Origin of the sequence: Bradyrhizobium diversitatis, from assembly GCF_016031635.1 — a bacterium.
GTDB lineage: Bacteria > Pseudomonadota > Alphaproteobacteria > Rhizobiales > Xanthobacteraceae > Bradyrhizobium > Bradyrhizobium diversitatis.
This window is the reverse complement of the sequence record NZ_JACEGD010000011.1, coordinates 193,772-219,808: the sequence shown is the minus strand read 5'-3', so window position 1 is coordinate 219,808 and position 26,037 is coordinate 193,772. Positions and strand designations below refer to the sequence as shown.

General features: G+C 65.5%; 23 protein-coding genes. 14 read left to right on the top strand and 9 right to left on the bottom strand.

Annotated elements, in window-relative coordinates; translation table 11 throughout:
- Positions 1-115: 115 nt before the first annotated feature.
- Positions 116-1,510: a hypothetical protein gene (locus H1B27_RS13085; protein WP_197966331.1), complete on the bottom strand. Its 1,395-nt coding sequence runs from the start codon at positions 1,508-1,510 to the stop codon at positions 116-118.
- Between the two features lie 176 nt (positions 1,511-1,686).
- Here H1B27_RS13085 and glmU point away from each other — a divergent pair, with 176 nt between their 5' ends.
- Positions 1,687-3,042, top strand: coding sequence for a bifunctional UDP-N-acetylglucosamine diphosphorylase/glucosamine-1-phosphate N-acetyltransferase GlmU (gene glmU, locus H1B27_RS13080; RefSeq protein ID WP_197966330.1), 1,356 nt, complete (start codon positions 1,687-1,689; stop codon positions 3,040-3,042).
- 5 nt (positions 3,043-3,047) lie between these two features.
- Here glmU and H1B27_RS13075 read toward each other — a convergent pair whose 3' ends face one another.
- Entirely contained in the window at positions 3,048-3,266 is a 219-nt protein-coding gene (locus H1B27_RS13075) for a hypothetical protein (RefSeq protein ID WP_197966329.1), read from the bottom strand.
- Between the two features lie 220 nt (positions 3,267-3,486).
- On the opposite strand from H1B27_RS13075, the gene glmS reads away from it, so the two are divergent.
- From glmS to H1B27_RS13060, 3 genes are all read left to right on the top strand, one after another.
- Positions 3,487-5,313, top strand: coding sequence for a glutamine--fructose-6-phosphate transaminase (isomerizing) (gene glmS, locus H1B27_RS13070; protein WP_197966328.1), 1,827 nt, complete (start codon positions 3,487-3,489; stop codon positions 5,311-5,313).
- Between the two features lie 88 nt (positions 5,314-5,401).
- Entirely contained in the window at positions 5,402-6,172 is a 771-nt protein-coding gene (locus tag H1B27_RS13065) for a DUF502 domain-containing protein (protein ID WP_061881720.1), read from the top strand.
- A gap of 105 nt (positions 6,173-6,277) precedes the next feature.
- Positions 6,278-7,159: an NAD(P)-dependent oxidoreductase gene (locus H1B27_RS13060; protein ID WP_197966327.1), complete on the top strand. Its 882-nt coding sequence runs from the start codon at positions 6,278-6,280 to the stop codon at positions 7,157-7,159.
- A gap of 12 nt (positions 7,160-7,171) precedes the next feature.
- Here H1B27_RS13060 and H1B27_RS13055 read toward each other — a convergent pair whose 3' ends face one another.
- Both H1B27_RS13055 and recG read right to left on the bottom strand, forming a co-directional pair.
- Positions 7,172-7,585: a hypothetical protein gene (locus H1B27_RS13055; protein WP_197966326.1), complete on the bottom strand. Its 414-nt coding sequence runs from the start codon at positions 7,583-7,585 to the stop codon at positions 7,172-7,174.
- 8 nt (positions 7,586-7,593) lie between these two features.
- On the bottom strand, positions 7,594-9,702 hold the full coding sequence (recG, locus tag H1B27_RS13050) for an ATP-dependent DNA helicase RecG (RefSeq protein ID WP_197966325.1): 2,109 nt from the start codon (positions 9,700-9,702) through the stop codon (positions 7,594-7,596).
- Between the two features lie 255 nt (positions 9,703-9,957).
- On the opposite strand from recG, the gene H1B27_RS13045 reads away from it, so the two are divergent.
- The 6 genes from H1B27_RS13045 (at position 9,958) to H1B27_RS13025 (ending at position 16,003) form a co-directional block, all read left to right on the top strand.
- Positions 9,958-10,248 (top strand): FAD assembly factor SdhE, encoded by a 291-nt coding sequence (locus H1B27_RS13045; protein ID WP_061881716.1) that lies wholly within the window; start codon positions 9,958-9,960, stop codon positions 10,246-10,248.
- Positions 10,245-13,763 carry a transcription-repair coupling factor gene (mfd, locus tag H1B27_RS13040; RefSeq protein ID WP_197966324.1) on the top strand — a complete coding sequence of 1,173 codons (3,519 nt, stop codon included), beginning with the start codon at positions 10,245-10,247 and terminating at the stop codon, positions 13,761-13,763. The genes H1B27_RS13045 and mfd overlap by 4 nt, the downstream gene beginning before the upstream one ends.
- Positions 13,764-14,002: 239 nt before the next feature.
- Positions 14,003-14,212, top strand: coding sequence for a cold-shock protein (locus H1B27_RS13035; protein WP_197966323.1), 210 nt, complete (start codon positions 14,003-14,005; stop codon positions 14,210-14,212).
- A 145-nt stretch (positions 14,213-14,357) separates the two neighbouring features.
- Positions 14,358-15,530, top strand: a complete 1,173-nt coding sequence (locus H1B27_RS13030; RefSeq protein ID WP_376708983.1) for an acyl-CoA desaturase — start codon at positions 14,358-14,360, stop codon at positions 15,528-15,530.
- Between the two features lie 87 nt (positions 15,531-15,617).
- The gene (locus H1B27_RS40790) at positions 15,618-15,743 is read left to right on the top strand and encodes a hypothetical protein (protein WP_283816971.1); all 126 of its coding nucleotides are present in this window, start codon (positions 15,618-15,620) and stop codon (positions 15,741-15,743) included.
- Positions 15,744-15,760: 17 nt separating this feature from the next.
- Positions 15,761-16,003: a hypothetical protein gene (locus tag H1B27_RS13025; RefSeq protein ID WP_197966322.1), complete on the top strand. Its 243-nt coding sequence runs from the start codon at positions 15,761-15,763 to the stop codon at positions 16,001-16,003.
- 12 nt (positions 16,004-16,015) lie between these two features.
- Here H1B27_RS13025 and H1B27_RS13020 read toward each other — a convergent pair whose 3' ends face one another.
- The 3 genes from H1B27_RS13020 to H1B27_RS13010 form a co-directional block, all read right to left on the bottom strand.
- Complete coding sequence (locus tag H1B27_RS13020; RefSeq protein ID WP_197966321.1) at positions 16,016-17,239, bottom strand: GGDEF domain-containing protein; 1,224 nt, start codon at positions 17,237-17,239, stop codon at positions 16,016-16,018.
- A gap of 85 nt (positions 17,240-17,324) precedes the next feature.
- Positions 17,325-18,827: a class I adenylate-forming enzyme family protein gene (locus tag H1B27_RS13015; protein WP_061881711.1), complete on the bottom strand. Its 1,503-nt coding sequence runs from the start codon at positions 18,825-18,827 to the stop codon at positions 17,325-17,327.
- 4 nt (positions 18,828-18,831) lie between these two features.
- Positions 18,832-20,682: an extracellular solute-binding protein gene (locus H1B27_RS13010; protein ID WP_197966451.1), complete on the bottom strand. Its 1,851-nt coding sequence runs from the start codon at positions 20,680-20,682 to the stop codon at positions 18,832-18,834.
- A gap of 259 nt (positions 20,683-20,941) precedes the next feature.
- On the opposite strand from H1B27_RS13010, the gene H1B27_RS13005 reads away from it, so the two are divergent.
- Positions 20,942-21,760 carry an invasion associated locus B family protein gene (locus H1B27_RS13005; RefSeq protein WP_061881709.1) on the top strand — a complete coding sequence of 273 codons (819 nt, stop codon included), beginning with the start codon at positions 20,942-20,944 and terminating at the stop codon, positions 21,758-21,760.
- Positions 21,761-21,832: 72 nt separating this feature from the next.
- On the opposite strand, the gene hspQ is transcribed toward H1B27_RS13005, so the two are convergent.
- Positions 21,833-22,165 (bottom strand): heat shock protein HspQ, encoded by a 333-nt coding sequence (hspQ, locus tag H1B27_RS13000; RefSeq protein ID WP_061881708.1) that lies wholly within the window; start codon positions 22,163-22,165, stop codon positions 21,833-21,835.
- A gap of 106 nt (positions 22,166-22,271) precedes the next feature.
- Here hspQ and H1B27_RS12995 point away from each other — a divergent pair, with 106 nt between their 5' ends.
- Positions 22,272-23,225: an AEC family transporter gene (locus H1B27_RS12995; protein ID WP_197966320.1), complete on the top strand. Its 954-nt coding sequence runs from the start codon at positions 22,272-22,274 to the stop codon at positions 23,223-23,225.
- A gap of 6 nt (positions 23,226-23,231) precedes the next feature.
- Here H1B27_RS12995 and H1B27_RS12990 read toward each other — a convergent pair whose 3' ends face one another.
- Positions 23,232-24,416, bottom strand: a complete 1,185-nt coding sequence (locus tag H1B27_RS12990; RefSeq protein WP_197966319.1) for a UbiH/UbiF family hydroxylase — start codon at positions 24,414-24,416, stop codon at positions 23,232-23,234.
- An 87-nt stretch (positions 24,417-24,503) separates the two neighbouring features.
- Between H1B27_RS12990 and pcsA the strand changes: the two genes are divergently transcribed.
- Positions 24,504-25,283 (top strand): phosphatidylcholine synthase, encoded by a 780-nt coding sequence (pcsA, locus tag H1B27_RS12985; protein WP_061881705.1) that lies wholly within the window; start codon positions 24,504-24,506, stop codon positions 25,281-25,283.
- Positions 25,280-26,014, top strand: coding sequence for a TerC family protein (locus tag H1B27_RS12980; protein ID WP_061881704.1), 735 nt, complete (start codon positions 25,280-25,282; stop codon positions 26,012-26,014). Before pcsA ends, H1B27_RS12980 begins: the two co-directional genes overlap by 4 nt.
- Positions 26,015-26,037 lie beyond the last annotated feature (23 nt).

Here is a 26,037-nt window from a genome sequence, read left to right as displayed (position 1 = left end):
TGGAAGCGGAGTCCGCCCCAAAGCGCGATGCGATCAGGATGAATCGTTCGCGCTCTAGGTTGTTCTTAAAGCATGATCTCTTCGGAAAACCGCTGCGCACTTTCCGGATGATGCTTTAGCGTCTGAAGAACGACGATAGCGTCGATCCCGCTGACGTCGATGCTGCCTCTGGTTTCGCCGGCGCCGGCGCAGGCTGCGCCGCGGGAGCAGGCGCGGGCTCCTCGCGCTTGGATCGTTTCGAGGAGTAGTTGCGGCGGCGCTGCGGCTTCTCGGGCTTTGCGCCCGGCGCAGCTTCGGCCTGCGGCACCGCGTCCTGATTCTTCTCCGGGCTCTTCTCTTGAACCCTGTCCTGGGTTTTCTCTTGCGCTTTTTCCTGGCCCTTCTCTTGTCCCTTTTCTTGTCCCTTTTCCTGGCCGCCACGCATCGACAAACGTTGACCATCGAACACGGTGGTCTCGCAGTGACGGTCGTTCTCGGCGAGGCTCGCGCAGAATTTTGCGGCGACGGCGGCGTTGACCAGCGGGCCGGCCCCCAAGCGGAGCTGCATGCCGAGGCCGGTGGTGCCTTCCTTGATCATGATGATCGGCCGCAGCGCCGCGATCTCCGGATGGGACTTGGTCAGGCCGCGCCAGAGCGCGCGCAGGCCGTCGATCGAGTTGGCGCCGCCGAGATCGATCGCAAAACGCGTCTGCTGAACCGCGATCGCAGGAGATTCGTTCTCGGCTGCTTCCGGTGACTTTGTTGCTGCCGCGACGACCTCGGCCGGGGCGGGCGCCGGCTCGGCTTTCTTCTCGGCGGCCTTCTCGGCTGCCTCGGGTTGAATCAGTTTCGATGCGGACGGATCCGGCGGCGCCATGAGCGGCTTGGACGGCACCAGCGGAATGGCCGGCAGCGCCGAGTTCATTGCGGGCGTCTGTTGCACGAGCGAGGCGGCAGCGGCGGTCTGCGGCGGTGGGCTCGGCGGCTCCTTCAGCGATTCCTTCGGAGCGTCCTTCTGAGAATCCTTGGCGGCTTCCGTGCGCGGCTTGTCGTTTGCCGGAGCTGGGGTCGAGGCGACCGGCGCGACGCTGGGAGCTGCGGGTGCCGGGTCCTGCGGCTTCGCGCCCTGCTGCGGTGTGGCGGTCTGCTTTGCAATGGCGCCGGTGACGGAATCGAGCCCTTGCTCCAGCACGGTGACGCGCGAATAGAGCCGGTCGCGATCGGTGTTCAGCGTCTCGATGGCGGCGGCGAGCCGGCGGGCCTCGTTCTGGCTCTCCCTGGTCAGCATCTGGAGCCGGTCGGCCTGGCGCGCGAGATCGGTGGCGGCAGCCTGGTCGCGCCGCCAGCCGAGCTGGGCCTGGTTGGCCATCACCGCGATGACGACCGCGCCCACGGCCGCTACGCCCCACGAGCCCAGCCGCCACATCATGCGACGGTCGAACGCGCTTTCCTCCGCCAAAAGTCCGGAGAACAGCCCGCCGGTCTCCTTGGTGCCGAAGGCATCCGCCAGTCGGTCGGAATCCTTTGCCATGTACGTTAAGTGCCCAGCCCCGGTCCGGGCTTCCCCGAATCAATCAGGGAACATTAACAGGAAAAGCGCCTCGCACTTGAATTCCGGGCGTTTGCGGGGGTAGCAAGGCGATAGCCTTCCGAGGGCGCTCGCTGCCCGTTGCGCCAATTGATTCGGCTATATCTGACAGGATTTCGATGACCGCCCGTTCCAGCCTCACGATCGTGCTCGCCGCCGGTGAAGGCACGCGCATGCGATCGAGCCTGCCGAAGGTGCTGCATCCCGTAGCTTCCCAGACGCTGCTCGCCCACGTGCTCGCCGCCGCACCGAAGGGAGCCGGCACCTCGCTCGCGGTCGTGATCGGCCCCGATCACCAGGCGGTCGCGGATGAGGCGAAGCGCATCCGTCCCGACGTGCTCACCTTCGTGCAGAACGAACGCCTTGGCACCGCGCACGCGGTGCTGGCGGCGCGCGAGGCGATCGCGCGCGGCGTTGACGATCTCCTCATCGCCTTCGGCGACACGCCGCTGATCTCGGCCGAGACCTTTGCGCGGCTGCGCGCGCCGCTCGCCGGCGGCGCCGCGATCGCCGCGCTCGGCTTTCGCGCCGCCGATCCGACCGGCTACGGCCGGCTCATCGTCGAGGGCGACCGCCTGGTCGCGATCCGCGAACAGGCCGACGCCAGTGCGGATGAGCGCAAGATCGATCTGTGCAACGCTGGCGTGATGGCGATCGACGGCCGCCGCGCGCTCGACATCCTCGGGCAAATCGGCAATGCGAATTCCAAGGGCGAATATTATCTGACGGACGCAGTCGAAATCGTCCGCGAAAAGGGATGGGAGTCCGTCGTGATCGAGACCAGCGAGGACGAGGTGCGCGGCATCAACACCAAGGCGCAGCTCGCCGAAGCGGAAGGCGTGATCCAGGCGCGCTTGCGCAAGGCGGCGATGGAGGCCGGCGTCACACTGATCGCGCCGGAGACGGTTTATCTCTCCGCGGACACGGTGTTCGGCAAGGACGTGACCATCGAGCCGTTCGTGGTGATCGGCCCCGGCGTGTCGATCGCGGACGGCACCGTGATCCATTCCTTCTCGCACATCGTGCAGACCACGCTCGGCAAGAACGTCTCGATCGGCCCCTATGCGCGGCTTCGTCCCGGCACCTCGCTCGGCGACGGCGCCCGCATCGGCAATTTCGTGGAGACCAAGGCGGCGACGCTGGAGGCCGGCGTCAAGGTCAACCATCTCTCCTACATCGGCGATGCCACCGTCGGCGCCAACTCCAACATCGGCGCCGGCACCATCACCTGCAACTACGACGGCTTCAAGAAGCACAAGACGGTGATCGGGCAGGGCGCGTTCGTCGGCACCAACTCCTCGCTGGTCGCTCCCGTGAAAATCGGCAATGGCGCCTATATCGGCTCCGGCTCGGTGATCACGAAGGATGTACCCGACGACGCCATGGCGCTGGAGCGCAGCCAGCAGGTCATCAGGGAAGGCGGCGCGGCGCGCTATCGCGAGCTGAAGACGGGCGGCAAGAAGCCGGAGAAATGACGGCGCTATTCGTCGTCGGCGAATTCGGAGAAGATGGCGCGGGTCAGGCGCCAGCCGCGCGGCTTGGCGCGCTTCACCGGCTCGCCTTCGGCATGCTTGACGAAGACGGGCTTGCTTTCCTTGCCGCGCATGGGCGGCGGCCAATGCGCAAGGCGAGTGCCCGTGGTCTCGCTGGCGCGGACGGACATCGATGTCAGGCCTTTGCGGTCGGACGAGCCTTTCATGACCCTGTATCTCCTGGATGGAAATCGTTGGCTAAACCAGTTGACAACAAGTTAATGCGCGCGGTTTAACGCCGGCCAATTCGACGCAGGCGAAGTGCAGGGCGCCCGGTCCTGTCTCAATCGGCAATAATTATTGAGTATCTGGTTCGTCGGGAATTTCGCTAAAAACTGAGCGCGTCGTTTAGGCGATTTTTCGACGATTTGGGGGATAGTGATCCGCATGTGCGGGATTGTCGGCATTCTCGGGCGCGAGCCGGTTGCAGAGCAATTGGTGGATTCGCTCAAACGTCTTGAATATCGCGGCTATGATTCCGCGGGCGTGGCCACGCTCGAAGGTGCGCACCTCGAGCGCTGCCGCGCCGAGGGCAAGCTCAAGAACCTGGAGAAGCGGCTCGAAGCCGAGCCTCTGAAGGGCACCACCGGGATCGGCCACACGCGCTGGGCCACCCACGGCAAGCCGACCGTCAACAATGCCCATCCGCACGCGACCGAGCGCGTCGCTGTCGTTCACAACGGCATCATCGAGAATTTCCGCGAACTGCGCGAGGAGCTCGAGAAGAACGGTACGGTGTTCCACACCGAGACCGACACCGAGATCGTGCTGCATCTCGTCGACGATCTGCTCACACGCGGCAACAAGCCGGTCGAAGCCGTCAAGCTGACGCTGGCGCGGCTGCGCGGCGCCTTCGCGCTCGGTTTCATCTTCGCCGGCGACAACGACCTCATGATCGGGGCCCGCAACGGACCGCCGCTGGCGATCGGCTACGGCGACGGCGAGATGTATCTCGGCTCCGACGCCATCGCGCTCGGCCCGTTCACCGACACGATCAGCTATCTCGAAGACGGCGACTGGGTCGTGCTGACCCGCAAGAGCGCGACGATCTTCGACAAGGACGGCTACACCGTCCAGCGCGACAAGATCAGGCACGCCGCCTCGACCTCGCTGGTCGACAAGGCCAATTACCGCCACTTCATGGCAAAGGAGATCCACGAGCAGCCGGAAGTGGTCGGCCACACGCTGGCGCGCTACGTCGACATGGCGACCGAGCGCGTCGCGCTGCCCGTCAAGCTCCCGTTCGACCTCAAGACCATCCAGCGCATCAACATCACCGCTTGCGGCACAGCGAGCTATGCCGGGTTCGTTGCCAAATACTGGTTCGAGCGCTTTGCGCGCCTGCCGGTCGAGGTCGATGTCGCGTCCGAATTCCGCTACCGCGAGGCGCCCTTGCGCAAGGGCGATCTCGCCATCTTCATCTCGCAGTCCGGCGAGACCGCCGACACCCTGGCCGCGCTGCGCTATGCCAAGGCGCAAGGCGTGCACACGGTCGCCGTCGTCAACGTGCCGACCTCCACGATCGCGCGCGAGAGCGAGACCGTGCTGCAAACGCTGGCGGGACCGGAGATCGGCGTCGCCTCGACCAAGGCTTTCACCTGCCAGCTCATGGTGCTGGCAAACCTTGCGATCGCGGCCGGCAAGGCGAGAGGCGAATTGTCCGACGAGGACGAGACCAGGCTGGTCCATGGCCTCGTCGAGGTCCCGCGCCTGATGGCAGACGCGCTCACCACCGAGCCCCAGATCGAAAAGCTCGCGCACCGGATCGCCAAGTCGCGCGACGTGCTCTATCTCGGCCGGGGCACCAGCTTCCCGCTGGCGCTCGAAGGCGCGCTGAAGCTGAAGGAGATCTCCTACATCCACGCCGAAGGCTATGCCGCCGGCGAGCTCAAGCACGGGCCGATCGCGCTGATCGACGAGACCATGCCTGTCGTCGTCATCGCGCCTTACGACCGGGTGTTCGAAAAGACCGTCTCGAACATGCAGGAGGTCGCCGCGCGTGGCGGCAATATCATCCTGATGACGGACGCCAAGGGCGCGGAGGAGGCGACCGTCGAGTCCCTCGTCACCATCGTCATGCCCGACATGGCGGCGGCCTTCACACCAATGGTCTATGCCGTCCCGGTGCAGCTGCTCGCCTATCACACGGCCGTCGTGATGGGCACCGATGTCGACCAGCCGCGCAACCTCGCCAAATCGGTGACCGTGGAATAGGCAAAACGGACATCGGTCGGTCGCTTCGTGGTCTTCCAAAACCTGCTAGAAGATCCTAGCTTGTTGCTAGCGACGACCTGGAACCCGAATGACCCCCCGCGACGACGCGCCCGCGCCTCTTGATCCCGTCCCGGAACCACATACCGGCCTGATGGGCCGCTTCCGCAATTATTTCCTGACCGGGCTCGTCGTGACCGGGCCGATCGCGATCACGCTGTATCTGGTCTGGTGGTTCGTCACCTGGGTCGACGGCGTGGTGCGGCCCTTCGTGCCGCTGGCCTACCGGCCCGAAACCTATCTGCCTTACGTCATTCCCGGCTGGGGACTGGTCGTCGCATTCTTCACGCTGACGCTGGTCGGTTTCCTGGCGGCCAATCTGATCGGCCGGACGCTGGTCGATGTCGGCGAGACCTTGCTGGGCCGGATCCCGGCGGTGCGCGCCATCTATCGCGGCCTGAAGCAGGTGTTCGAGACGCTGTTCTCGGGCAAGGGCTCGAGCTTCCGCAAGGTCGGCCTCGTCGAGTTTCCCTCGCCGGGCATGTGGTCGATCGTGCTGATCTCGCAATCGCCGAACGAGGACATCGCGCGCAGCCTCCCAGGGCAGGAGGAGCACGTCTCGGTGTTCCTGCCGTGCTCGCCGAACCCGACCACCGGCTTCTTCTTCTATGTCCCGAAGAGCAAGATCATCGAGGTCGATCTCACTGCCGAGGATGCCGCGACGCTGATCATGTCGGCCGGCGTGGTGCAGCCGGGCTCGACCCCCGATCCGAAGAAGGTGGCGGCGCTTGCCGGCGTGGCGAATGCCGCGCGTATCGCCAATGCCTCCAAGCTCCAGCCCGAACCTGCGAAGGCGGAGTAGGGCCATTCCCCCGCGGGATGGCCACGTTCACGCAGGCGTTTTCGTCCTCTGCTATTCTCCGGTTGAACCCGAGCCTGCCGCCCGGAATTCGATCTGGAGTGCATGATGTCCAAAACGACGTCGAAGACCATTGCGATCCTCGCCCCCGGTGCCATGGGCAGCGCCGTGGCCCGCCGTCTCAGCGAGAACGGAGCGCGCGTGCTGACGTCGCTGAAGGGACGGAGCGAGGCGACGCTGAAACGCGCGGCAGATGCCGGCATGGTCGGCGCCGAGGACGAGGCGATCGCCGAGGCCGACATCATCCTCTCGATCGTGCCCCCGGGCGAAGCCGTCGCGCTGGCTGAGCGGCTGGCCGCGCTGATCGTCAGGCGCGCAAAGAAGCCTGTTGTCGTCGACTGCAACGCCGTCAATGTCGACACGGTGCAAAGGATCGAGGAGATCATCGGCTCAGCCCAGGCGCCGTTCGTCGATGCCGGCATTATCGGCTTCCCTCCGCAGCCGGGCGGCAAGAGCCCGGCCTTCTACATGTCCGGCGAGTTCGCCAGCGAGGTCGCCGTGCTGAAGGACCTCGGCCTCGACGTGCGGATCGTCGAAGGCCCGGTCGGCGCGGCGTCGGCGCTGAAGATGTCCTATGCCGGCATCGTCAAGGGCCTCGCCGGCATCGGCTCGGCCATGGTGATCGCGGCCACGAAAGCGGGCGCGGCCGATGCGCTACGCGACGAGCTTGCGCTCAGCCAGCCGGCGATCCTGGCGCGGCTCGAAGTGGCGCTGCCCGACATGATTCCGAAAGCGTATCGCTGGGTCGCGGAGATGCGGGAGATTTCAGGTTTCCTCGGGCCCAATCATCCGGCGAGCCAGATCTATGAGGGCTTTGCGCGCTGGTTCGAGCATCTCGCGGAGGATGCGAAGGGCGAGGCGTTGGATGCGGAGCTGATGAAGGCGTTTGCGGTGAGCGCGGGCCAGAAGCGTGCGGCACGGGGCTCTTGAACCGCCCACTGATTAAGCAACAGGCCGACCTCTTCGGATAGCCTGCTTGAGCGCGGTGAACAGTTCGGGCAACCTTTCAATTACTTCTGCGAGATGGTTGGGGGAAAATTCGACAGAAGTCGGTAACAAGCTCGCTTCGACGTAGCCGCTAGGATGCCCCCAAACGACGTCAGCGGATTGAATCGATGGGCTCTTATCTAAGTGCTTGAGCGATATCGACAGCGCTACGTTGTCGGGCCATTCCGGCACGACGTTTTTGAAGACGCATTCGATTCCAATATCGTGACCTTGCCAACTTGTGAGTCTGCCGATCGGCCAATCGTAGATTTTCGTTGTAATGTTTGGATTATCTCTTCGGAGCTCTTGCTCCCATCTTTGCAAGATTGGCATTAGCCTGGCACGTAGCTTTGACGCGGGATCCATCATGAACAATCCTAACCCGCCCCGATCAACGGGATCGCCTCGTCTCGTTCGTATAGGTACAACAGGCACCGTAGCGCCTCGCCGCGCTCGCCCTTCAGCTTGGGATCGTCCTTGAGGATGCGCAGCGCCTCGTCTCTAACCTGGGCGATCAGCTGGCCGTGCACCTCCGGGCGCGCGATGCGGTAGCCGGGCAGGCCGCTCTGGCGTACGCCGAGCACGTCGCCTTCGCCGCGCAGCTTCAAATCTTCCTCGGCGATGCGGAAGCCGTCGGTGGTCTCGCGGATCACTTTCAGCCGTGCCTTCGACATCTCGCCGAGCGGCTCACCGTAGAGCAGAATGCAGGTCGAGGCTTCCGAGCCGCGGCCGATGCGCCCGCGCAGCTGGTGCAGCTGGGCAAGGCCAAAGCGCTCGGCGTTCTCGATCACCATGATGGTTGCGGCGGGCACGTCGACGCCGACCTCGACCACGGTGGTGGCGACAAGGAGCCCGATCTCGTGGGCGGCGAACTGGCCCATCACGCGATCCTTCTCGGTGCCCTTCATCTGGCCGTGGACGAGGCCAACACGCTCGCCGAAACGTTTTTGCAGGCTCTCGAAACGCTTGGTCGCGTTGGTGAGATGCTCGGTGCCTTCCGCCTCCGACTCCTCGACCAGCGGGCAGATCCAGTAGACCAGCTTGCCGGATTGGAGAGCGCGGCCGACGCCGTCCATGACCTCGCCAAGCCGGTTCATGGCGACGGCGCGGGTATCGATCGGCTGGCGGCCGGCGGGCTTCTCGCGCAGCTCGCTGATGTCCATGTCGCCGAAATAGGTCAGCACCAGCGTGCGCGGGATCGGCGTCGCGCTCAGCACCAGCACGTCGACGGCTTCGCCCTTGGACGTCAGCGCAAGCCGTTCGCGCACGCCGAAGCGGTGCTGCTCGTCGACGACGGCGAGCGCGAGATCATGGAAGATCACGTCGTCCTGGATCAGCGCATGGGTACCGACGAGCAGATCGATCTCGCCTGCGGCGAGCCGGGCGATGATCTCGCGCCGTTCCTTGCCCTTTTCCCGGCCGGTGAGGATGGCAACGCGCATGCCGGCGCGCTCGGCGAGCGGGGCAATGGTCTTGATGTGCTGGCGCGCCAGAATTTCCGTCGGCGCCATCAGCGCGGCCTGCTTGCCGACCTCGGCGACGGCGGCAGCCGCGAGCAGCGCCACGACTGTTTTGCCCGAGCCAACGTCGCCCTGAAGCAGCCGCAGCATGCGCACCGGCTGCTTCAGATCGTCGGCGATTGCCGCGGCAGCGTTGCGCTGGGATGGCGTGAGCGCGTAAGGAAGGGCATCGATGATCTTGTTGCGCAAGTGTCCGTCGCCGGCGTTGCGCACGCCGGCGGGGCGGCGCAGTTGCGCACGGATCAGCGCGAGCGCGAGCTGGCCGGCCAGCAGCTCGTCGAAAGCGAGGCGCGACCAGAACGGCTGGTCCGGCAATATGTCGGTCAGCTCGACCGGCTGGTGCACGCGATTGAGCGCTTCCGCGATCGGCGGGAAGTGGCAGCGGCGCAGCACCTCGGGGCTGATCCACTCCGGCAAGGCAGGAAGCTTCAGCAGCGCCTGCGCGATCGCGCGGCGGAGCGAGCCGAGCGCGAGACCCTCGGTCAGAGGATAGACCGGATCGATGCCCGACAGTTTCGAGATCGCCTCCTCGTCGAGCACGCGGTCCGGATGCACGATCTGCGGGATGCCGTCGTACATCTGGAGCGTGCCGGAGACGTAGCGCTTCTCGCCGACCGGCAGCAGTTTTTCGACATAGCCCGGCTTGGCGCGGAAGAAGGTGAGCACGACATCGCCGGTGTCGTCGCTGGCGTAGACGAGATACGGCGCGCGCGCATTGCGCGGCGGGGGCGGGCGGTGGCGATCGACGGTGACCTCCAGCGTCACCATGGTTCCGACGGCCGCATCGCGGATCTTCGGCCGGGCCCGGCGGTCGATGACCTGGCTCGGCAGATGCAGCAGCAGGTCGACCAGCCGTGGCGTCTCGCTGCGGCTGAGCAGGTACTGCAGCAGCTTGTCCTGCTTCGGACCGACGCCGGGCAGGGTGGTCACGGGAGCAAACAGCGGATTGAGCAGGCTGGGGCGCATCAGTGGAATCTAAGATTGTTCCTGGCCGTCATGCCCGGCTTTATGCCGGGCATCCACGTCTTTTTTGCAGCCCCACGTGGATGGCCGGGCCTTCGCCTCGTCGAAGCGGCTTCGGCCGCGCAGGCGGGACGGGCCCGGCCATGACGGACGGGATGAGCGACTTGTCGCAACAAAAGGCTGACACGGGCACCCCGAGTGGCTATATCACCCCCGCCCGGCACGTCCGGGCTTTCTGCGTTTGACTGGATTTGAGACATGACGGGAACGACACGATCGAGCAGCGGGCTGGACGACCGGCGCAAGCGGCTTCTGTTCCGCTGCTGGCACCGCGGTACGCGCGAGATGGACCTGATCCTCGGCCGTTTCGCGGATGCCGAGATCGGCAATCTGTCCGAGGTCGAGCTCGGCGAGCTCGAGCGCCTGCTCGAGGTCAACGATCCCGATCTCTATGCCGCCATCACCGGCGACAAGGTGCTGCCCGCCGATGTCACCGGCGCGCTGTTCGCCCGCATCAAGGCGTTTCCGATCACGGACGGCAATCTATGAAGCAGGGGATGAAGTCGCCGGCCGAGCTGCTCACGCCCGGCCGCGCGCTGACGCTTGCCAATGTCGCGGAGGGCGCGGAAGGCCTCGTCGTCTCCGATCTCGCCCGCGCCATCGCGGCGCGGCCGAAGAAGCCGGCCGTCAGTCTCGCCGTGGTCTGCCGCGACGGCGGGCGCATGCAGCAGCTCGAACGCGCGCTGAGATTCTTCGCTCCGGATCTGCCGGTGCTGACCTTTCCGGCCTGGGACTGCCAGCCCTATGACCGCGTCTCGCCGCATGGCGGCATTCTCGCGCAGCGCCTGACCACGCTGGCGCGGCTGGCTTCGCTGACCGGCAGCGACAAGCCGCTGATCGTGCTGACCACCGTGAACGCCGTCGTGCAGCGTGTGCCCGCGCGCGAGCTCGTTGCGGCGCAGGCGCTGTCGGTCGCACCCGGCAATGTCGTGCCGATGGACACTATCGTCGCCTGGCTCGAGCACAACGGCTACAACCGCTCCTCGACCGTGCGCGAGCCCGGCGAATACGCCGTGCGCGGCGGCATCCTCGATCTGTTTCCGGCCGGCCTCGAACAGCCCGTGCGGTTCGACTTCTTCGGCGACAGCCTGGAATCGATCCGGTCCTTCGATGCCGAGACCCAGCGCACGCTGCTCGACATGCGTTCGCTCGACCTCGTGCCGGTGTCCGAGTTCCAGCTTGTCACCGACACCATCCGCCGTTTCCGCATGGGCTATGTCGCCGAGTTCGGCGCGCCCGAGCGCGACGATGCGCTGTACGAGGCGGTCAGCGAAGGCCGCCGCCATCCCGGCATGGAGCACTGGCTGCCGCTGTTCCAGGACCGCATGGACACGCTGTTCGACTATCTGCAAGGCGCTGTGGTCGCGATCGAGCCGCAGGCCGAGGACGCCGTGCGCGAGCGCTTCAAGCAGATCCGCGATTATTACGAGGCTAGGCGCGAGGCGATGGAGCATCCCGGCGGCGGCGCCATCTACAAGCCGCTGCCGCCCGATCGGCTCTATCTGACCGACGAGGAATGGAGCAAGCGCCTCGGCGATATCCCGCTGGCACGGCTGACGCCGTTCTCCGTGCCGACCGACGGCACTGGAGTCGTCGACGCCGGCGCGCGCAAGGGCCGCGACTTCGCCCCGGAGCGCAACGACACCAAGGTCAACGTGTTCGAATCCGTCGTCGCGCATGTGATGGCCTTGCAGGCCCAGCGCAAGAAGGTCGTGATCGCGCTTTGGACGGAGGGCTCGCGCGACCGCATGACGTCGATGCTGCGCGATCACAAGCTGACCCACACCACCAGCGTCAACAGCTGGCGGACCGTACAGGCGACGCCGCGCAACGAGACCATGCTCGCCGTGCTCGGCCTCGAAAGCGGCTTCGAGACCGACGAGATCGCGCTCATCAGCGAGCAGGATATCCTCGGCGACCGCCTGGTGCGGCCGCGCAAGGCCAGCCGCAAGCTCGACAATTTCATCTCGGAGGTGACGAGCCTCAATGCCGGCGACATCGTCGTGCATGTCGATCACGGCATCGGCCGCTTCATCGGCCTGCAGACGCTCGACGTCGCCGGCGCGCCGCATGACTGCCTCGAGCTGCATTACGCCGCCGAGACCAAGCTGTTTCTCCCCGTCGAGAACATCGAGCTGCTGTCGCGCTACGGCTCCGACCAGACCGACGTCGAGCTGGATCGACTGGGCGGCTCGGGCTGGCAGACCCGCAAAGCGAAGCTGAAGAACCGCATCCGCGAGATCGCGGGCGAGCTGATCAAGATCGCCGCCGAACGCATGCTGCACGAGGCGCCGAAGCTGCCGGTGCAGCAAGGCCTCTACGACGAATTCTGCGCGCGATTCCCCTATGACGAGACCGAGGACCAGCTCGGCGCCATCGAATCCACGCTGAAGGATCTCGAAAAGGGCCGGCCCATGGACCGGCTGATCTGCGGCGACGTCGGTTTCGGCAAGACGGAAGTCGCGCTGCGCGCCGCCTTCGCGGTCGCGCTCGACGGCAAGCAGGTTGCGGTCGTGGTGCCGACCACGCTGCTCGCGCGCCAGCACCACCGGACCTTCAGCGAGCGGTTCAAAGGATTCCCGGTCAATGTGGCCCAGGCCTCGCGCCTGATCCCCACGAAACAGCTCAACCAGGTCAAGAAGGGGCTCACCGACGGCTCCGTCGACATCGTCGTCGGCACTCATGCGCTGCTCGGCAAGGCGATCAAATTCCGCGACCTTGGCCTGCTCATCGTCGACGAGGAGCAGCATTTCGGCGTCAGCCACAAGGAGCGGCTGAAGGCGCTGCGCGCCGAGGTGCACGTGCTGACGCTGTCGGCGACGCCGATCCCGCGTACGCTGCAGCTGGCGCTCACCGGCGTCCGCGAACTCTCGATCATTGCCTCGCCCCCGGTGGATCGCCTCGCGGTGCGCACCTTCGTCGCTCCGCATGATCCGCTGATGATCCGCGAGGCGCTGCTCCGCGAGCGCTATCGCGGCGGCCAGGCTTTCTATGTCGTGCCGCGCATCGACGACCTCGCCGAGGTCAAGGACTTCCTCGACAAGAACGTGCCGGAGATGAAGGTCGCGGTCGCGCACGGCCAGATGCCGCCCGCGGTGATCGAGGACATCATGACCGCGTTCTACGACGGCAAGTTCGACATCCTGCTGTCGACCACGATCGTCGAGTCCGGCCTCGACATCCCCAACGCCAACACGCTGATCGTGCACCGCGCCGACATGTTCGGCCTGGCCCAGCTCTACCAGCTCCGCGGCCGCGTCGGCCGCTCCAAGCTGCGGGCCTATGCGCTGTTCACGCTGCCGGCGCAGCAGAAGATCACGGCGCAGGCCGAGCGCCGGCTCACCGTGCTGCAATCGCTGGAGACGCTGGGCGCAGGCTTCCAGCTCGCATCCCACGACCTCGACATCCGCGGCGCCGGCAATCTCCTGGGCGAGGAGCAGTCCGGCCACATCAAGGAGGTCGGCTTCGAGCTCTATCAATCGATGCTGGAGGAGGCGATCGTCAACCTCAAGGCCGGCGTTTCCGAGCCCGCTGCCGACCGCTGGTCGCCGCAGATCACCATCGGCATGCCCGTGCTGATTCCGGACGACTATGTCAGCGACCTCTCGGTGCGGCTGTCGCTGTACCGGCGCCTTGCCGATCTCGACACCGAGGACGAGATCGAGAACTTTGGCGCCGAGATGCGCGACCGCTTCGGCGTGCTGCCGGACGAGGTGCGTTATCTCTTCAAGGTCGCCGCGATCAAGGCGTTCTGCCGCAGGGCCAATGTCGAGAAGATCGATGCCGGTCCGAAGGGGGCCGTCATTGCCTTCCGCGACAATTCCTTCGCCTATCCGGACCGCCTCGTGACCTTCATCCGCAGCCACGGCCAGGCCGCCAAGGTGCGGCCCGACATGAAGGTTGTGTTCCTGCAGGACTGGGAAACCCCGGAAGAGCGCCTCGCCGGCACGACGGAGATCATGCGGCAACTGGCGCAGCTCGCCGAGAGCAAGAAGGCGGCGTAAGCGGTTACGTTCAGCCAAGTGCGGCGCAGCGCACCGCACTTGGGCCCGAAGGGGGCGACATATCGTCACTTGCGGAATGACCAATAAATAGCCATGTTCAAATCTTCGAGTTTCGGCCGAACGACTTGGCCTCGCCGCTATTTGCGCGCCTGACTGATGACCCTCCCTCCAGATCTCGAATTCGCTGACCGCACCCCTGTGCGGCTCTAAAGACTTATCTATCTCAAAGGACGCTCCCCATGACGACGGGAACTGTGAAGTGGTTCAACGGCCAAAAGGGTTTCGGCTTCATTCAGCCGGACGAGGGAGGCCAGGATGTTTTCGTTCATATCAGCGCGGTTGAACGTGCCGGCATGAGTTCCCTCAACGAGGGTCAGAAGGTTTCCTTCGACGTCGTTGCAGACCGCCGGACCGGCAAGTCTGCTGCGGACAATCTGCGCGCGGCATAAGCTGCCGCAGCCGGCGCCTGTCGCTTTGACCATGGATGTATTGGCAGAGCTTCAGGTTCTTGCGACCCGCGACTGGTTTACCGGCCGCGGGTTTTTTGCACTGCATGCGCGGTGGTCCGCCCACCGCAACAGCTGAGGTTCGAGCGTGTCTGCGAATATCGAGTTAGATGAGGAACATGACGACGTCATGTATCCGCAGGTTCTGCCGTTCTTGTTGATCCACGTCGGATGTGTCGCGGCGATCTGGTCGGGTGTTTCGTGGCAGGCGGCCGGGCTTTGCGTCGCGCTGTATTGGCTGCGCATGTTTGCGATCACGGCCGGATATCACCGGTACTTCTCGCACCGGGCCTACGCGACGAGCCGGGTGTTCCAATTCGTCCTTGCCTTCCTTGCCCAGAGCAGCGCCCAGAAGAGCGTGCTGTGGTGGGCCGCCAAGCACCGCCATCATCACCTGCACTCGGATACGACGCAGGATGTGCATTCGCCCCGGCACAAGGGCTTCCTCTACAGCCATGTCGGCTGGATCTTCTATCGGCAGCACGACGGGACCGACCTGGTGAAAGTGTCGGATCTGGCGTCGTATCCCGAGTTGATGTGGCTGCACCGACTGGAGCTTTTGCCGGCGGTCGTGCTCGCGGGGCTCTGCTTCCTCATCGGCGGGTGGTCGGGACTCGTGGTCGGATTCCTCTGGAGCACCGTGGTTCTGTATCACGCCACGTTCTGCATCAACTCGCTCGCACATGTTCATGGACGCAAACGGTATGTGACGGGCGATGACTCTCGAAACAACTGGCTGCTCGCATTCCTGACGATGGGTGAGGGGTGGCACAACAACCACCACGCCTACCAGGCCAGCGCCCGGCAGGGCTTCTACTGGTACGAAATCGATCTGACCTATTATGTTCTGGTGGCGATGTCCTGGCTCGGAATTGTCTGGGATCTGAAGACGCCACCCATGCAGGTTCTGCGCAACGAGCATCGGCTGGGATCGCGCGCAATAAGGCAAGCGGCCGAGCAGCTTGCCGGCCGCTTCAATCCCGAACACATCGCGTCGGCGATCAAGACATCGATTCATGAAACCGAATTGTCGCTGCGGGACGCGCTCCTTCTGTTGCAGCAGCGTGCCGACTTGCGTCTGCCCAGCGTGCCGACTCGCGACCAGCTGCTGGCCGAAGCGCAGCGCATGTTCGCGAAGACGATCTCTCTGGAGGACATTGTCGACCGGGCCCACGAACTCCTGAGCGACTCCGTCAGCTTTCTCCTGGTCACTCCCGCCCAACCGGTCCACGCGAAATCGACGGCGAATGGTGGCGTTTAGCGCGGGCGATACCCATATAGGGGTATGACACATTGGCAGAAGTCCAGTCCGCGACAAGCACCCAGATCCAAGGCCGAACTCCGGGAGATGCTGACCGAAGCGGTCCGCAACACGCGCCCCGTCCTTGACCGAAACCGGGCGAATGCGCCGACGATCGCCGAAGGCCCGTCTGTTTCCAGTCAGGCGTTCAAGATCCTTCCGGCGGTTCGCTGACCGGGAGCAGGTGCTGCATGCGCAAGTTTCCCGATCCTACCGAACAAGAGCTGAGCGAGGGCCCGCAAGCCGTGGCCTTCCAGATCGCGAATGGGAATAGGCGGCAGAACTGCATCCTGCAGACGAACTTGCCGACCAAGATGCAGGCGCAGCGATATCTTCTCGCGAACTGGCCGATCGTCGAGAAGATGGCCCGCGACGCTCTCGCGCTGGGGAAGGTCGAGAACGGCGAGATCAGGCTCGTGATGCCGCCGATGTAATCGCATCGCGCTTCAGGATGCCGCCCGCGACGCATCCGCCGATAGTCGCGCCAGCAGCGACCGCGCCGTATCCGACGGGGACAGCGAATCCACACTGACCACGGGATCGCTGCGCATCTCGTGCTTGCCATTGGACGTGTGCCGCATCACCGCCGACAGACGGCGGGCGATCATGTGCGCCGTGCGGAAGTCGGTCTCCGCGAACACGACGATCACTGAACCGTCCTTCTGCGCCGTACCGAAATCCATCTGCCGCATCAGGCGGCTGAGAATCCGTGCGGCATCGAGCTGGGCACGGGAATTGCCGGGATCGAAAGCGAAGCGCGCGACCGAGAGGCCGCCGCCGCGGGCGAGCGCCTGCTCGACCGCCTTGGCAAAATCGCGGGCAAAGGCCTCGACCGTGAGCAGGCCGCTGCGCGGATCGAGCCAGCCGCCCGCATCGATCGAGCGCAGCGTGCGGCTCAGCTGCGCTTCCATCGCGTGCTGGCGGATCAAGGGCAGCGCATTGGCGGCGACCTTCGCAGGCTCGCCGGGGATCAGCTCGAGATTGGGAAGGTCGTAGGCCTGCGTCAGCTGGTGGGCGGTGACGACCACGGGCAGGCTGCGGAAGCGGGTGTCCTCGGCCAGCACTGTGAGGAATGCATCCGTCACGCGGGCGGTAAAACCTTCGGCGAGCACGACGCCGTCGAGGTCGCGGGTATTGAGATGCTTTGCGGCGGCCTCGATCGAGAGCGCGCCGACCACGCCGAAGCGCTCGCCCAGCGCGACGGAGAGCGCGGGATAGGCTGCGCCGCGACCGATCAGGAGCACGGTGGCATCGCGTGCGGGATCGCCCTCCGGCAGCGCGAGCTTCGCTTCCGGCAGCCGGCGCAGAACCGTTGCATGCAGTGTGCGCACGCGTAGCGCGGCACGGAGCCGCGCGATCAGGCGCTCGGGATTGCCGCCGTGCGAGGAGAAGGGCAGCGCGTTGTGCGGCAGCGTGCCCGCCGCATCCAGGGTCACAAAGGGAACGTAAGGCGATTGGTCGGCGATCTTCTTTGCGAGCGCCGTCACAGGCGGCTCGTGTTCGGCATGCATTGCACCGAGAACCGCGGCCGGCTGCACCTCGTCGACCGCGCGCGCTGCGCTGGCCCAATCCGTGTCGACGACGGGAAAGAGCCGGGCCTCGTCCAGCGCGGCCACGAAGGCGGGGCGCTGGGCATCGGACACAAACAGGATCGGGCCCGCCTGGGACATCGACAAACTCTGATCACGCGACAGATGCCGCGCAGCCTAGTTCGGCCGCCTTAATGCAGCGTCAACGGAACGGGCAAAACTGTGCCTAGACCGAGCCGGAGCGGTCGCGAAAGGCCTCGACCATCAGGGGGTTAAGCCCGAGCTCGCTGAGCGCCTCGCGGGCGCGGGCATTGTCCTGGGCGCGTCCCGCCAGCCGGTGACCCGAGAGGCGGTCGGGCAGCGCCGTGAGCAGGGCGCCCTGGCCGAGCCGGCGCGCCCATTCCTGGAGATCGTTGGAGAGGAAGCGGTAGCCGCCGACGGCCATGATGCCGGAGGGCGGCGCAGTGATGCAGATCGCGCCGCTCGGTCGGTCGAGCCGCGCGGCGTAACCGGTGTCGACATAGTCGCGCGGCGGCTGCGCGGTCAGCGTCTCGCCGACCGGCTGCGGCGGGGCGTAGGCCGCGATCGGCACCATCGCGCCGCGCAGGCCGAGCGTGCCCTTCGGCGTCAGCAGGATTTCCCCGGCAATGGAGGAGCCCGACTGCTCGCGCGGGGCGCCGTGCGGCCCTGGCATGACCGGCACCGGCATGCCGTCCTCGCCGCGGCGGGTGCCGAACAGTCCGGCCTCGCCGAACAGATAGACGTCGGTCAGCGGCGCATGCGGCGCGATCCAGGCATCGCTCGCCGCGACCTGCTCGGGCGCGCGCCACAGGCCGATGACGTTGCGCAACGAGGGCATCCGTGCCGCGAGGTCGGCGTCACCGAGCCGCAACGCGAGCTGCGCCGGCGCAATCAGCACCTCGCATTCGTGCGCGTTGATCTGCTGCTCCAGCACCTCGTTCTCGAAAGGGTGATGCAGCGCCAGCGTGCCGCCCGAGAGCAGCCATACAGCGAGCGAGGAGGCGAGGCCCGCGAAAGACATCGGGGCGAACGCCGCCATCACGGTGGCTCCCTGCCGGATGTCGGCCTCCAGCGACATGGCGAGCCCCCCGGCGATCAGGCTGAAATGCGGCCGCGGCACCGGACGGAAGCCCTCGGCGGTGACGTCGAAGGAGATCATCGCCGCCTTGCGGCCGTCCTGGATCACGGCGCGCGTCAGGCCGGGCGGGCGCGCGAGGACGTCGTCGAGCGACGCCATGCCTTCCGGCAGATCGCCTCCGAAGCCGCAGACGTGACGGATGGAGAAGGCTTCGGCGGCCGCATGCATCGCCAGGTCGGCATAGCTGACGCCGTCGACCGTGCTCATGGTGACGATGGCGCGCGCAGCGGTGCGGTTGAGCGCGGCGGTCAGTTCCGCATGCCGCCAGAGCAGCGGCAGCACCGCGACGACGAGGCCGGCGCGATGGGCGGCGAGCACGGTGAGCACGAACTCGACGGTATTCGGCAGCTGGATCGCGATGACGGAATTGGCCGGCAGGCCCGATTCGACGAAATGTGCCGACAGCGCCTCGATGGCCGTGTCGGCCTCGGCATAGGTCATCCGCCGCGGCTGGTGCCCGGTCACGCGCGCCTTGTTGAGGGGATCGAGCAGAGCGAGCGCGTGCGGCTGCCGCATCAGCGTGCGCTGAAACAGCGTGTCGAGCGTCGGCGATATTGCTGGCTGGTTCACGGCGTCACTTTGCCTGATGAGCTTGCGGCTGCCCCTTCGCCCACCAGGTCTCCGGCAAATAGCCCGAGAGCGAGGTGGCCTTGGGCCGTTCTATCCGATTCCAGCGCGCGATCCATTGCTCCGATACGTTAAACAGCGGGATTGTGTAGAAGCCCGCGATCAGAGCGCGGTCGAGCGACCGCACCGCCGGGACGAAATCCGTATGTTCACGGGCCTCCAGCAGGGCGGCGATCATGGCATCCACCGCGGGATCCCTGGCGCCCATGTAATTGCGCGTGCCGGGATTGTCCGCGGCAGCACTGCCCCAATAGAAATATTGCTCGTTGCCGGGCGAGAGCGACTGGTCCCAGCGGTTCTGGATCATGTCGAACTCGTAAGCGAGCCGGCGCTGGTCGAACTGCACGGGATCGACCGAGCGAACGGTCGGCTCGATGCCGGCGCGCTTGAGGTCGCGCTGGAAGGCGAGCGCGATGCGCTCCTGGTCGCGGGTCGACACCATGATCTCGAAGGTGAAGGGCGCCTTGGTCGCGCGATTGCGCAGCACGGTGCCGTCGAGATCGTAGCCGGCCTCCGACAACAGCTTCAGCGCGGCGCGCAGCGTCGTGCGGTCGCGGCCCGAACCGTCGGTGACCGGCAGGCGATAGCTGCCATCCATGATATCGGGCGGAATCCGTGCGGCGAACGGCTTGAGCAGCTCGCGTTCGCGTGCATCCGCCGGGCGGCCATAGGCCGACAGGTCCGAGCCGGCGAAATAGCCGGCAGCGCGCGAATAGAGCCCGAAGAAGTAATTGCGGTTGACCAGCTCGAAATCGAACAGCAGCGTCAGGGCCTGGCGCACCCGGATGTCGGCGAAGATCGGACGGCGGGTGTTGAACACCAGGAATTCGGAAGGTTGCGGCACGCCGGGCTTGGCGGTGTCGCGGATCACTTCGCCGCTCCGTGCGGCCGGAAAAACGTAGCCGTCGTGCCAGCGCAGCGGCTCGTGCTCGATGCGAAAATCGTAGAGGCCGCGCTTGAAGGCTTCGAACTGGCCGTTGGCCTCGCGAAAATAGTCGAGCCGGATCTCATCGAAATTGTAGAGCCCGCGATTGATGGCGAGGTCGCGGCCCCAATAGTCGGGATTGCGGGTCAGCGTCACGCTGGCTCCGGGCTTCACGGCTGTCACCCGATAAGGGCCCGAGCCGACCGGCGCCGTCAGCGTCGTCTCCTCGAAGGCCGCGACGTCGACTGCGTGCTTCGGCAGGACCGGCATCAGGCCGAGAATCAACGGCAGTTCGCGGTCGTTGGCGCCTGTGAGATCGAAGCGGACGGTGAGGGGATCGGTCGCCCAGGCCTTGGCAACTTTGGCGTAGTACTGCCGGTGGTTGGGGCGGCCGTGGTCGCGCAGCAGCTGCCAGGAGAACAGCACGTCCTCGGCCGTTACCTGCTTGCCGTCGGAGAAGCGGGCGCGCGGATCGAGGCGGAAGGTGACGAAGCTCCGCTCGTCGTCGGTTTCGACCGTCCTGGCGAGCAGGCCATAGAGCGTGAACGGCTCGTCATTGCCGCGTGCGAGCAGGCTCTCGACCACGTAGCTTCGCATCTGCTGCACGGCCAATCCTCTCACGATGAAGGGATTGAGGCTGTCGAAGGTTCCGAGAATCCCCCAGGTCAAGCGGCCCCCCTTGGGGGCGTCGGGGTTGGCGTAGGGCATGTGGGTGAAGTCGGCCGGCATCGCCGGCTTGCCGTGCATGGCGATGGCATGAGCCTCCTCAGCCCGGGCGGCGCCTGCCGAAAGTCCGGTGACCACAGCAAGGGCGAGGGCGAGGACGCAGAGGCGGACGCCGAAGCCTTCGAGGAGGCGCTGGAACATGAACATCGGCACACGGTGATTCGACGACCGGCGGGACTGAATCCTATCACAGGGAATTTGGTGGGGCGTTGGCGCCAAGCCGGCCAAAGGCGGTTGTCGGCATTGATCTTTTCGTCGGCCACGTTAAAAGGCGGGCAATCGCGCAAGAGCGTCGAGCCCGTCACCTATCCGCCTCAATTGACGGGGAGAGAGCCGCGCCCAAGGCGGCCAGGTTCGGCGCTTCGGAGCGGTTCGGGCACTTCCCGTTCAGAAAGGGTTTTCCGCAATGAATTTCCGTTACTTGGCCGCGTCCGTCCGGCCGCGCGGGCGACTTCTCGCCCTGTTGACGGCGACGGCGTTGGCCATTCCGTTTGCCGCCGAGGCCCAGACCCCTGCGCCAGCCCCGGGCGCACCCAAGGCGGCTCCGGCCCCGAAAGCGGCTCCCAAGGCTGCCCCCAAGGCTCCGGCACCGGCAGCGTCTCCGCAGGCCCAGCAGGCTCCCGCCCAGGGCGCTCCCGGGCAGCAGGGCGCGGCCCAGCCCGCTGACCAGCAGATCCAGCTGATCTACGCGCCCTGGACCAAGTTCTGCCTCAAGGGCCAGGACGCCAACGCCAAGCAGGTCTGCTTCACCGGCAAGGACGGCCGCATCGAGTCGGGCCAGCCGGTCATTGCCGCCGTCATCATCGAGCCGGAAGGCGAGCCCAAGAAGATCCTGCGCGTGACGCTGCCGCTCGGCATGCAACTCGTGCACGGCACCCGCATCATCGTCGACAATAATCCGCCGCTGCAGAGCCCGTATGTGATCTGCTTCCAGAACGGCTGCATGTCCGACTACGAGGCCTCGCCCGAGCTCATCAACAACATGAAGAAGGGCCAGAATCTCGTTGTCCAGGCGATCAACGCCAACGGCGCGCCGCTGACCCTGCCGCTGCCGCTCGCCGGCGAATTCCAGAAGGCCTATGACGGTCCGCCGACCGACCCGAAGGTGTTCGAGGAAAACCAGAAGAAGCTTCAGGAAGAACTTCAGAAGAAGGCCGACGAGCAGCGCAAGAAGCTCGAGCAGCAGGGTGGCGCGCCCGGGGCACCTCCGACTGCACAGAAGTAATCAGGCCAGATTCCAATATGAAAAAGGCGCTCGTTTCGAGCGCCTTTTTTGCTAGCCGCCCACCGGCGACGATCAGTTCAGTGATGAGTTGCGGGGGCGATAGCCGCCGGCCTTGTCCTTGATGAAGATCTCGGCGACCTGGGAATGCCGGACCGGCTCGCCGGAATCGTCCGGCAACAGGTTCTGCTCCGAGACATAGGCGACGTATTCCGATTCCGCGTTCTCCGCGAGCAGGTGATAGAACGGCTGGTCCTTGTTGGGCCGCACCTCCTCGGGGATCGACAGCCACCACTCCTCGGTGTTGTTGAATTCGGGATCGATGTCGAAGATCACCCCCCGGAACGAGAAGATCCGGTGGCGAACGACCTGTCCGATCTGGAATTTCGCGGTCCGCGCTTTAATCATTCCCCGTCGATAGACCAGGATTGTGGCCGATGCTAGTGCCCTCGTCTGGAATTAACCTTCGATTCCGGGGCGGATAGCCCCCAAGCCTTCAGAAAACACTTCATCAATGGTCGATATCCTCAATCTGGCGTTGCCTTATTTTGGCTTGATCTTCGTCGGTTTCGCCTGCGGCAAGGTCAAATCCCTCCCGGAATCGGGCCTCGCCTGGATGAACTTCTTCCTACTCTACGTGTCGCTGCCGGCGCTGCTGTTCGCGATCATGTCGAAGACACCGTTTTCGGAATTGAATAACCCGCCATTCCTGATCGCGACCACGCTGTCGACGGTTGCCGCGTTCACGCTGGCGCTGGTCGTCGGCAAGGTCTTGGGCCGGCTGACGCTGCGCGAGGCGACGCTCGCGGGTCTGTCTGGCGGCTACGGCAATATCGGCTACATGGGGCCGGGTCTGGCGCTCGCGGTGCTGGGGCCGAAGGCGTCGGCGCCGACGGCGCTGATCTTCTGCTGCGACAGCATCTTCCTGTTCACGATCGTGCCGCTCTTGATCGAACTCTCCGACCGCGACCATCCTTCGCTCGTGCACGCTTTCGGCGTCGTGCTGAAGCAGATCGTGCTCAACCCGCTGATCATGTCCGCCTGCTTCGGCGCGGCTGTGGCTGCATTGCATATCGAGCTGCCGGTCGCACTCGACCGCACCATCACCTTCCTCCAGAACGCAGCCGCTCCGACCGCGCTGTTCGTGCTCGGTGTGACCGTGGCGCTGCGTCCGTTCGATCGGGTGCCGTGGGAAGTGCCTGCTGTGATCGCGGTCAAGCTCCTGATTCATCCGCTCGCAGCGTTCGGCCTGATGCTGGCGTTCGGTCCGTTCGCACAGCCCTGGGCGGCCACCGCCGTGCTGATGGCCTCGCTGCCGCCGGCGCTGAACGTGTTCGTGATCGCCCGGCAGAACGATGCCTGGATCGAGTCCGCCTCCGTCGCGGTGCTGCTCGGCACCTTCGCCTCGGTGGTCACGCTGACCAGCGTGATGTGGCTGCTCCAGACCGGACGGCTGGCATTTCCGTGAGGAGGCTTATCGCCGCCAGGTCGGCGTCAAGCCTTCGCGCATCGCAAAACGCCGGAGCGGGCCGATGGCGCCGAGCAGGTGCATGCCGACGGCGCGGACCGGCTGGAGCGGCAGGAAATCGTTGAGCAAGGAGCGGTTGGCGATGTCGATCGCAAAGGTGCGGCTCAAAATGTCCGGCCGCCGCGCACGGTCGTAACGCCTGAGGATCTCGTCCGCGCCGGGATCCTGCCCCGAGGCGATGGCATCGTTCGCGAGCCGGGCAATGTCGGCGGCGTCGCGCAGGCCGAGATTGAGGCCCTGGGCACCGATCGGCGGAACCACATGGGCGGCTTCGCCGACCAGCCCGATGCGGTCGCAGCCGAAGGATTTTGGACGTTCGATCGCGAGCGGGAACAGGTTGCGGCCGGGCTCGACTGTCATGCGGCCGAGGATCGAATGCGACTGCTTCTCGATCGCGCCGGACAGCTGCTCGTCGCTCAAGCCGCGAAGCCGCTCGGCGTCCGCGGGCGCCGAGACCCAGACGATGCTGGAGCGGTCGCCGGGCAAGGGCACGAATACGCAAGGCCCGTGCGGCGTGTGGAACTCGGTCGAGACATTGCGATGCGGCCGTGCGTGGCCGACGTTGAAGGTCAGGGCGGTCTGGTTCAGCTCCCGCCGTGTCACCTCGATGCCGGCGGCCTCGCGGCACAGCGAGTGCCGGCCGTCGGCGCCGACCACGAGGCGAGCCGAGAGAAATTGTCCGGAGGCCGTGCGCACCGCGACGTCGTCGGCTTCGATGACGACGCTCTCGGCCTCGTCGTCGAAGCGGACGAGGTTGGGCAGCTCGCCCGCGCGCTCTTCCAGCGCCAGCATCAGCGAGCGGTTGTCGATGTTGTAGCCGAACGCGTCGAGGCCGATTTCGTGACTGGAGAAGCGCACCTCCGGCGCACGGAACAGCCGGCCGGTGTCGTCGACGAGGCGCATGACTTCCAGCGCAGCCGCCTTGTCCCTGCAGCGCGACCAGACGTCGAGGCTTTCCAATAGATCGATGGAGGCGCCGAGCAATGCGGTGGTGCGATTGTCGGCATAGGGAACGCGCCGCGCCACCAGTGCAGTCCGGGCACCCGCCTGCGCCAGGGCGATTGCCGCGGCAAGGCCGGCAGGTCCGCCGCCGATCACGGCCGCGTCATGGAATGTCGATGCGTCTGTCATGGAACGACATTTGACACGCCGGGCGGCAAATTCAAGCCCACCTATATTTCCCTGATTTTATCGCGAATTGTGCGATCGTGCGCCGCAATGGCGGATGTGCAAACCGGTCGCATTCTGATAGCAGAAGCCATGGATACGCAGCAGGATTCCCTGAAGCCGAGACCGGCGATCCGCGCCGCAGCCTTCTCGGTGCACATCTTCACCGCGTTCGGCGCGGCGATCGCGCTCCTGGCGATGCTGGAGGCCGTGCGCGAGCACTGGTCCGCGATGTTTCAGTGGCTGGGCGTCGCCCTCATCATCGATGCGATCGACGGGCCGATCGCGCGCCGGCTCGACGTCAAGAACGTGCAGCCGAACTGGTCGGGTGACGTGCTCGATCTCGTGGTCGACTTCGTCACCTATGTCTTCGTGCCGGCCTACGCGATCGTGGCGAGCGGGCTGTTGCTGCCGGTCGCGGCTCCCTTGCTCGGCGTCGCCATCATCGTCACCAGCGCACTATATTTCGCCGATCTGCGCATGAAGGCCGACGACAATCATTTCCGCGGCTTCCCGGCGCTGTGGAATGCGGCGGCGTTCTATCTGTTCCTGCTGCACTGGCCGCCGCTCTGGTCGACGCTGCTGGTGGCCGCACTCGTCGTGCTGACCTTCGTGCCGTTCCACGTGCTGCATCCGGTCCGCGTCGTGCGGCTGCGCTGGCTGACGATGTCGCTGATCGCGATCTGGGCGGTCCTCGGCCTCTACACGCTGGCGATGGATTTCCGCGTCGGCACCGGCGTGACCGTCGTGCTCTGCGCCATCGCGCTCTGGATCAGCTTCAGCGACGCCTTGATCCGCCTGGTGAGATCCTTGGCGAGATCCTTGGCGTGATGCACCTGTTGACCAGCCCGGAAGCCTGGGCAGCGCTGCTTACCTTGACGGCGCTCGAGATCGTGCTCGGCATCGACAACGTCATCTTCATCTCGGTGATCGTCTCGCGCATCCCGGAGCAGCAGGCGTACCGCGCCCGCCAGATCGGGCTGGCGCTGGCGCTGGTGTTCCGCATCCTCCTGCTCAGCGTGCTGGTCTGGCTGATCGGCCTGACTGCGCCGGTGTTCTCGTTTGCAAGTTACGACTTCTCCTGGCGCGACCTCATCCTGATCGGCGGCGGCCTGTTCCTGATCGCCAAGGCGACGCACGAGATTCACGCCGAGGTCGAGGCCGATGACGGCGAGGGCGACCACAAGTCCGGCGGGAGCGCCTTCTTCTGGGTGATCGTCCAGATCGTCGTCATCGATATCGTGTTCTCGCTGGATTCGATCATCACCGCGATCGGCATGGCGCAGGACATCGAGATCATGGTCGCGGCTGTCGTGATCGCATGCCTGATCATGTACATTTCGTCGGGCCCGGTGTCGCGATTCGTCGCGGAGCATCCGACGACGAAGATGCTGGCGCTGGCGTTCCTGGTGCTGATCGGCGTTGCGCTGGTCGCGGACGGATTGGCGTTTCACATTCCACGCGGCTACATCTATTTCGCGATTGTATTTTCGGCGGCGGTGGAATTCTTCAACGTGCTGGCCAAGCGCAACCGCAGGAAGGCCGGCAAGTCGTCTGCTTGATCGTTGCGGCCGGCCCCGAGTTG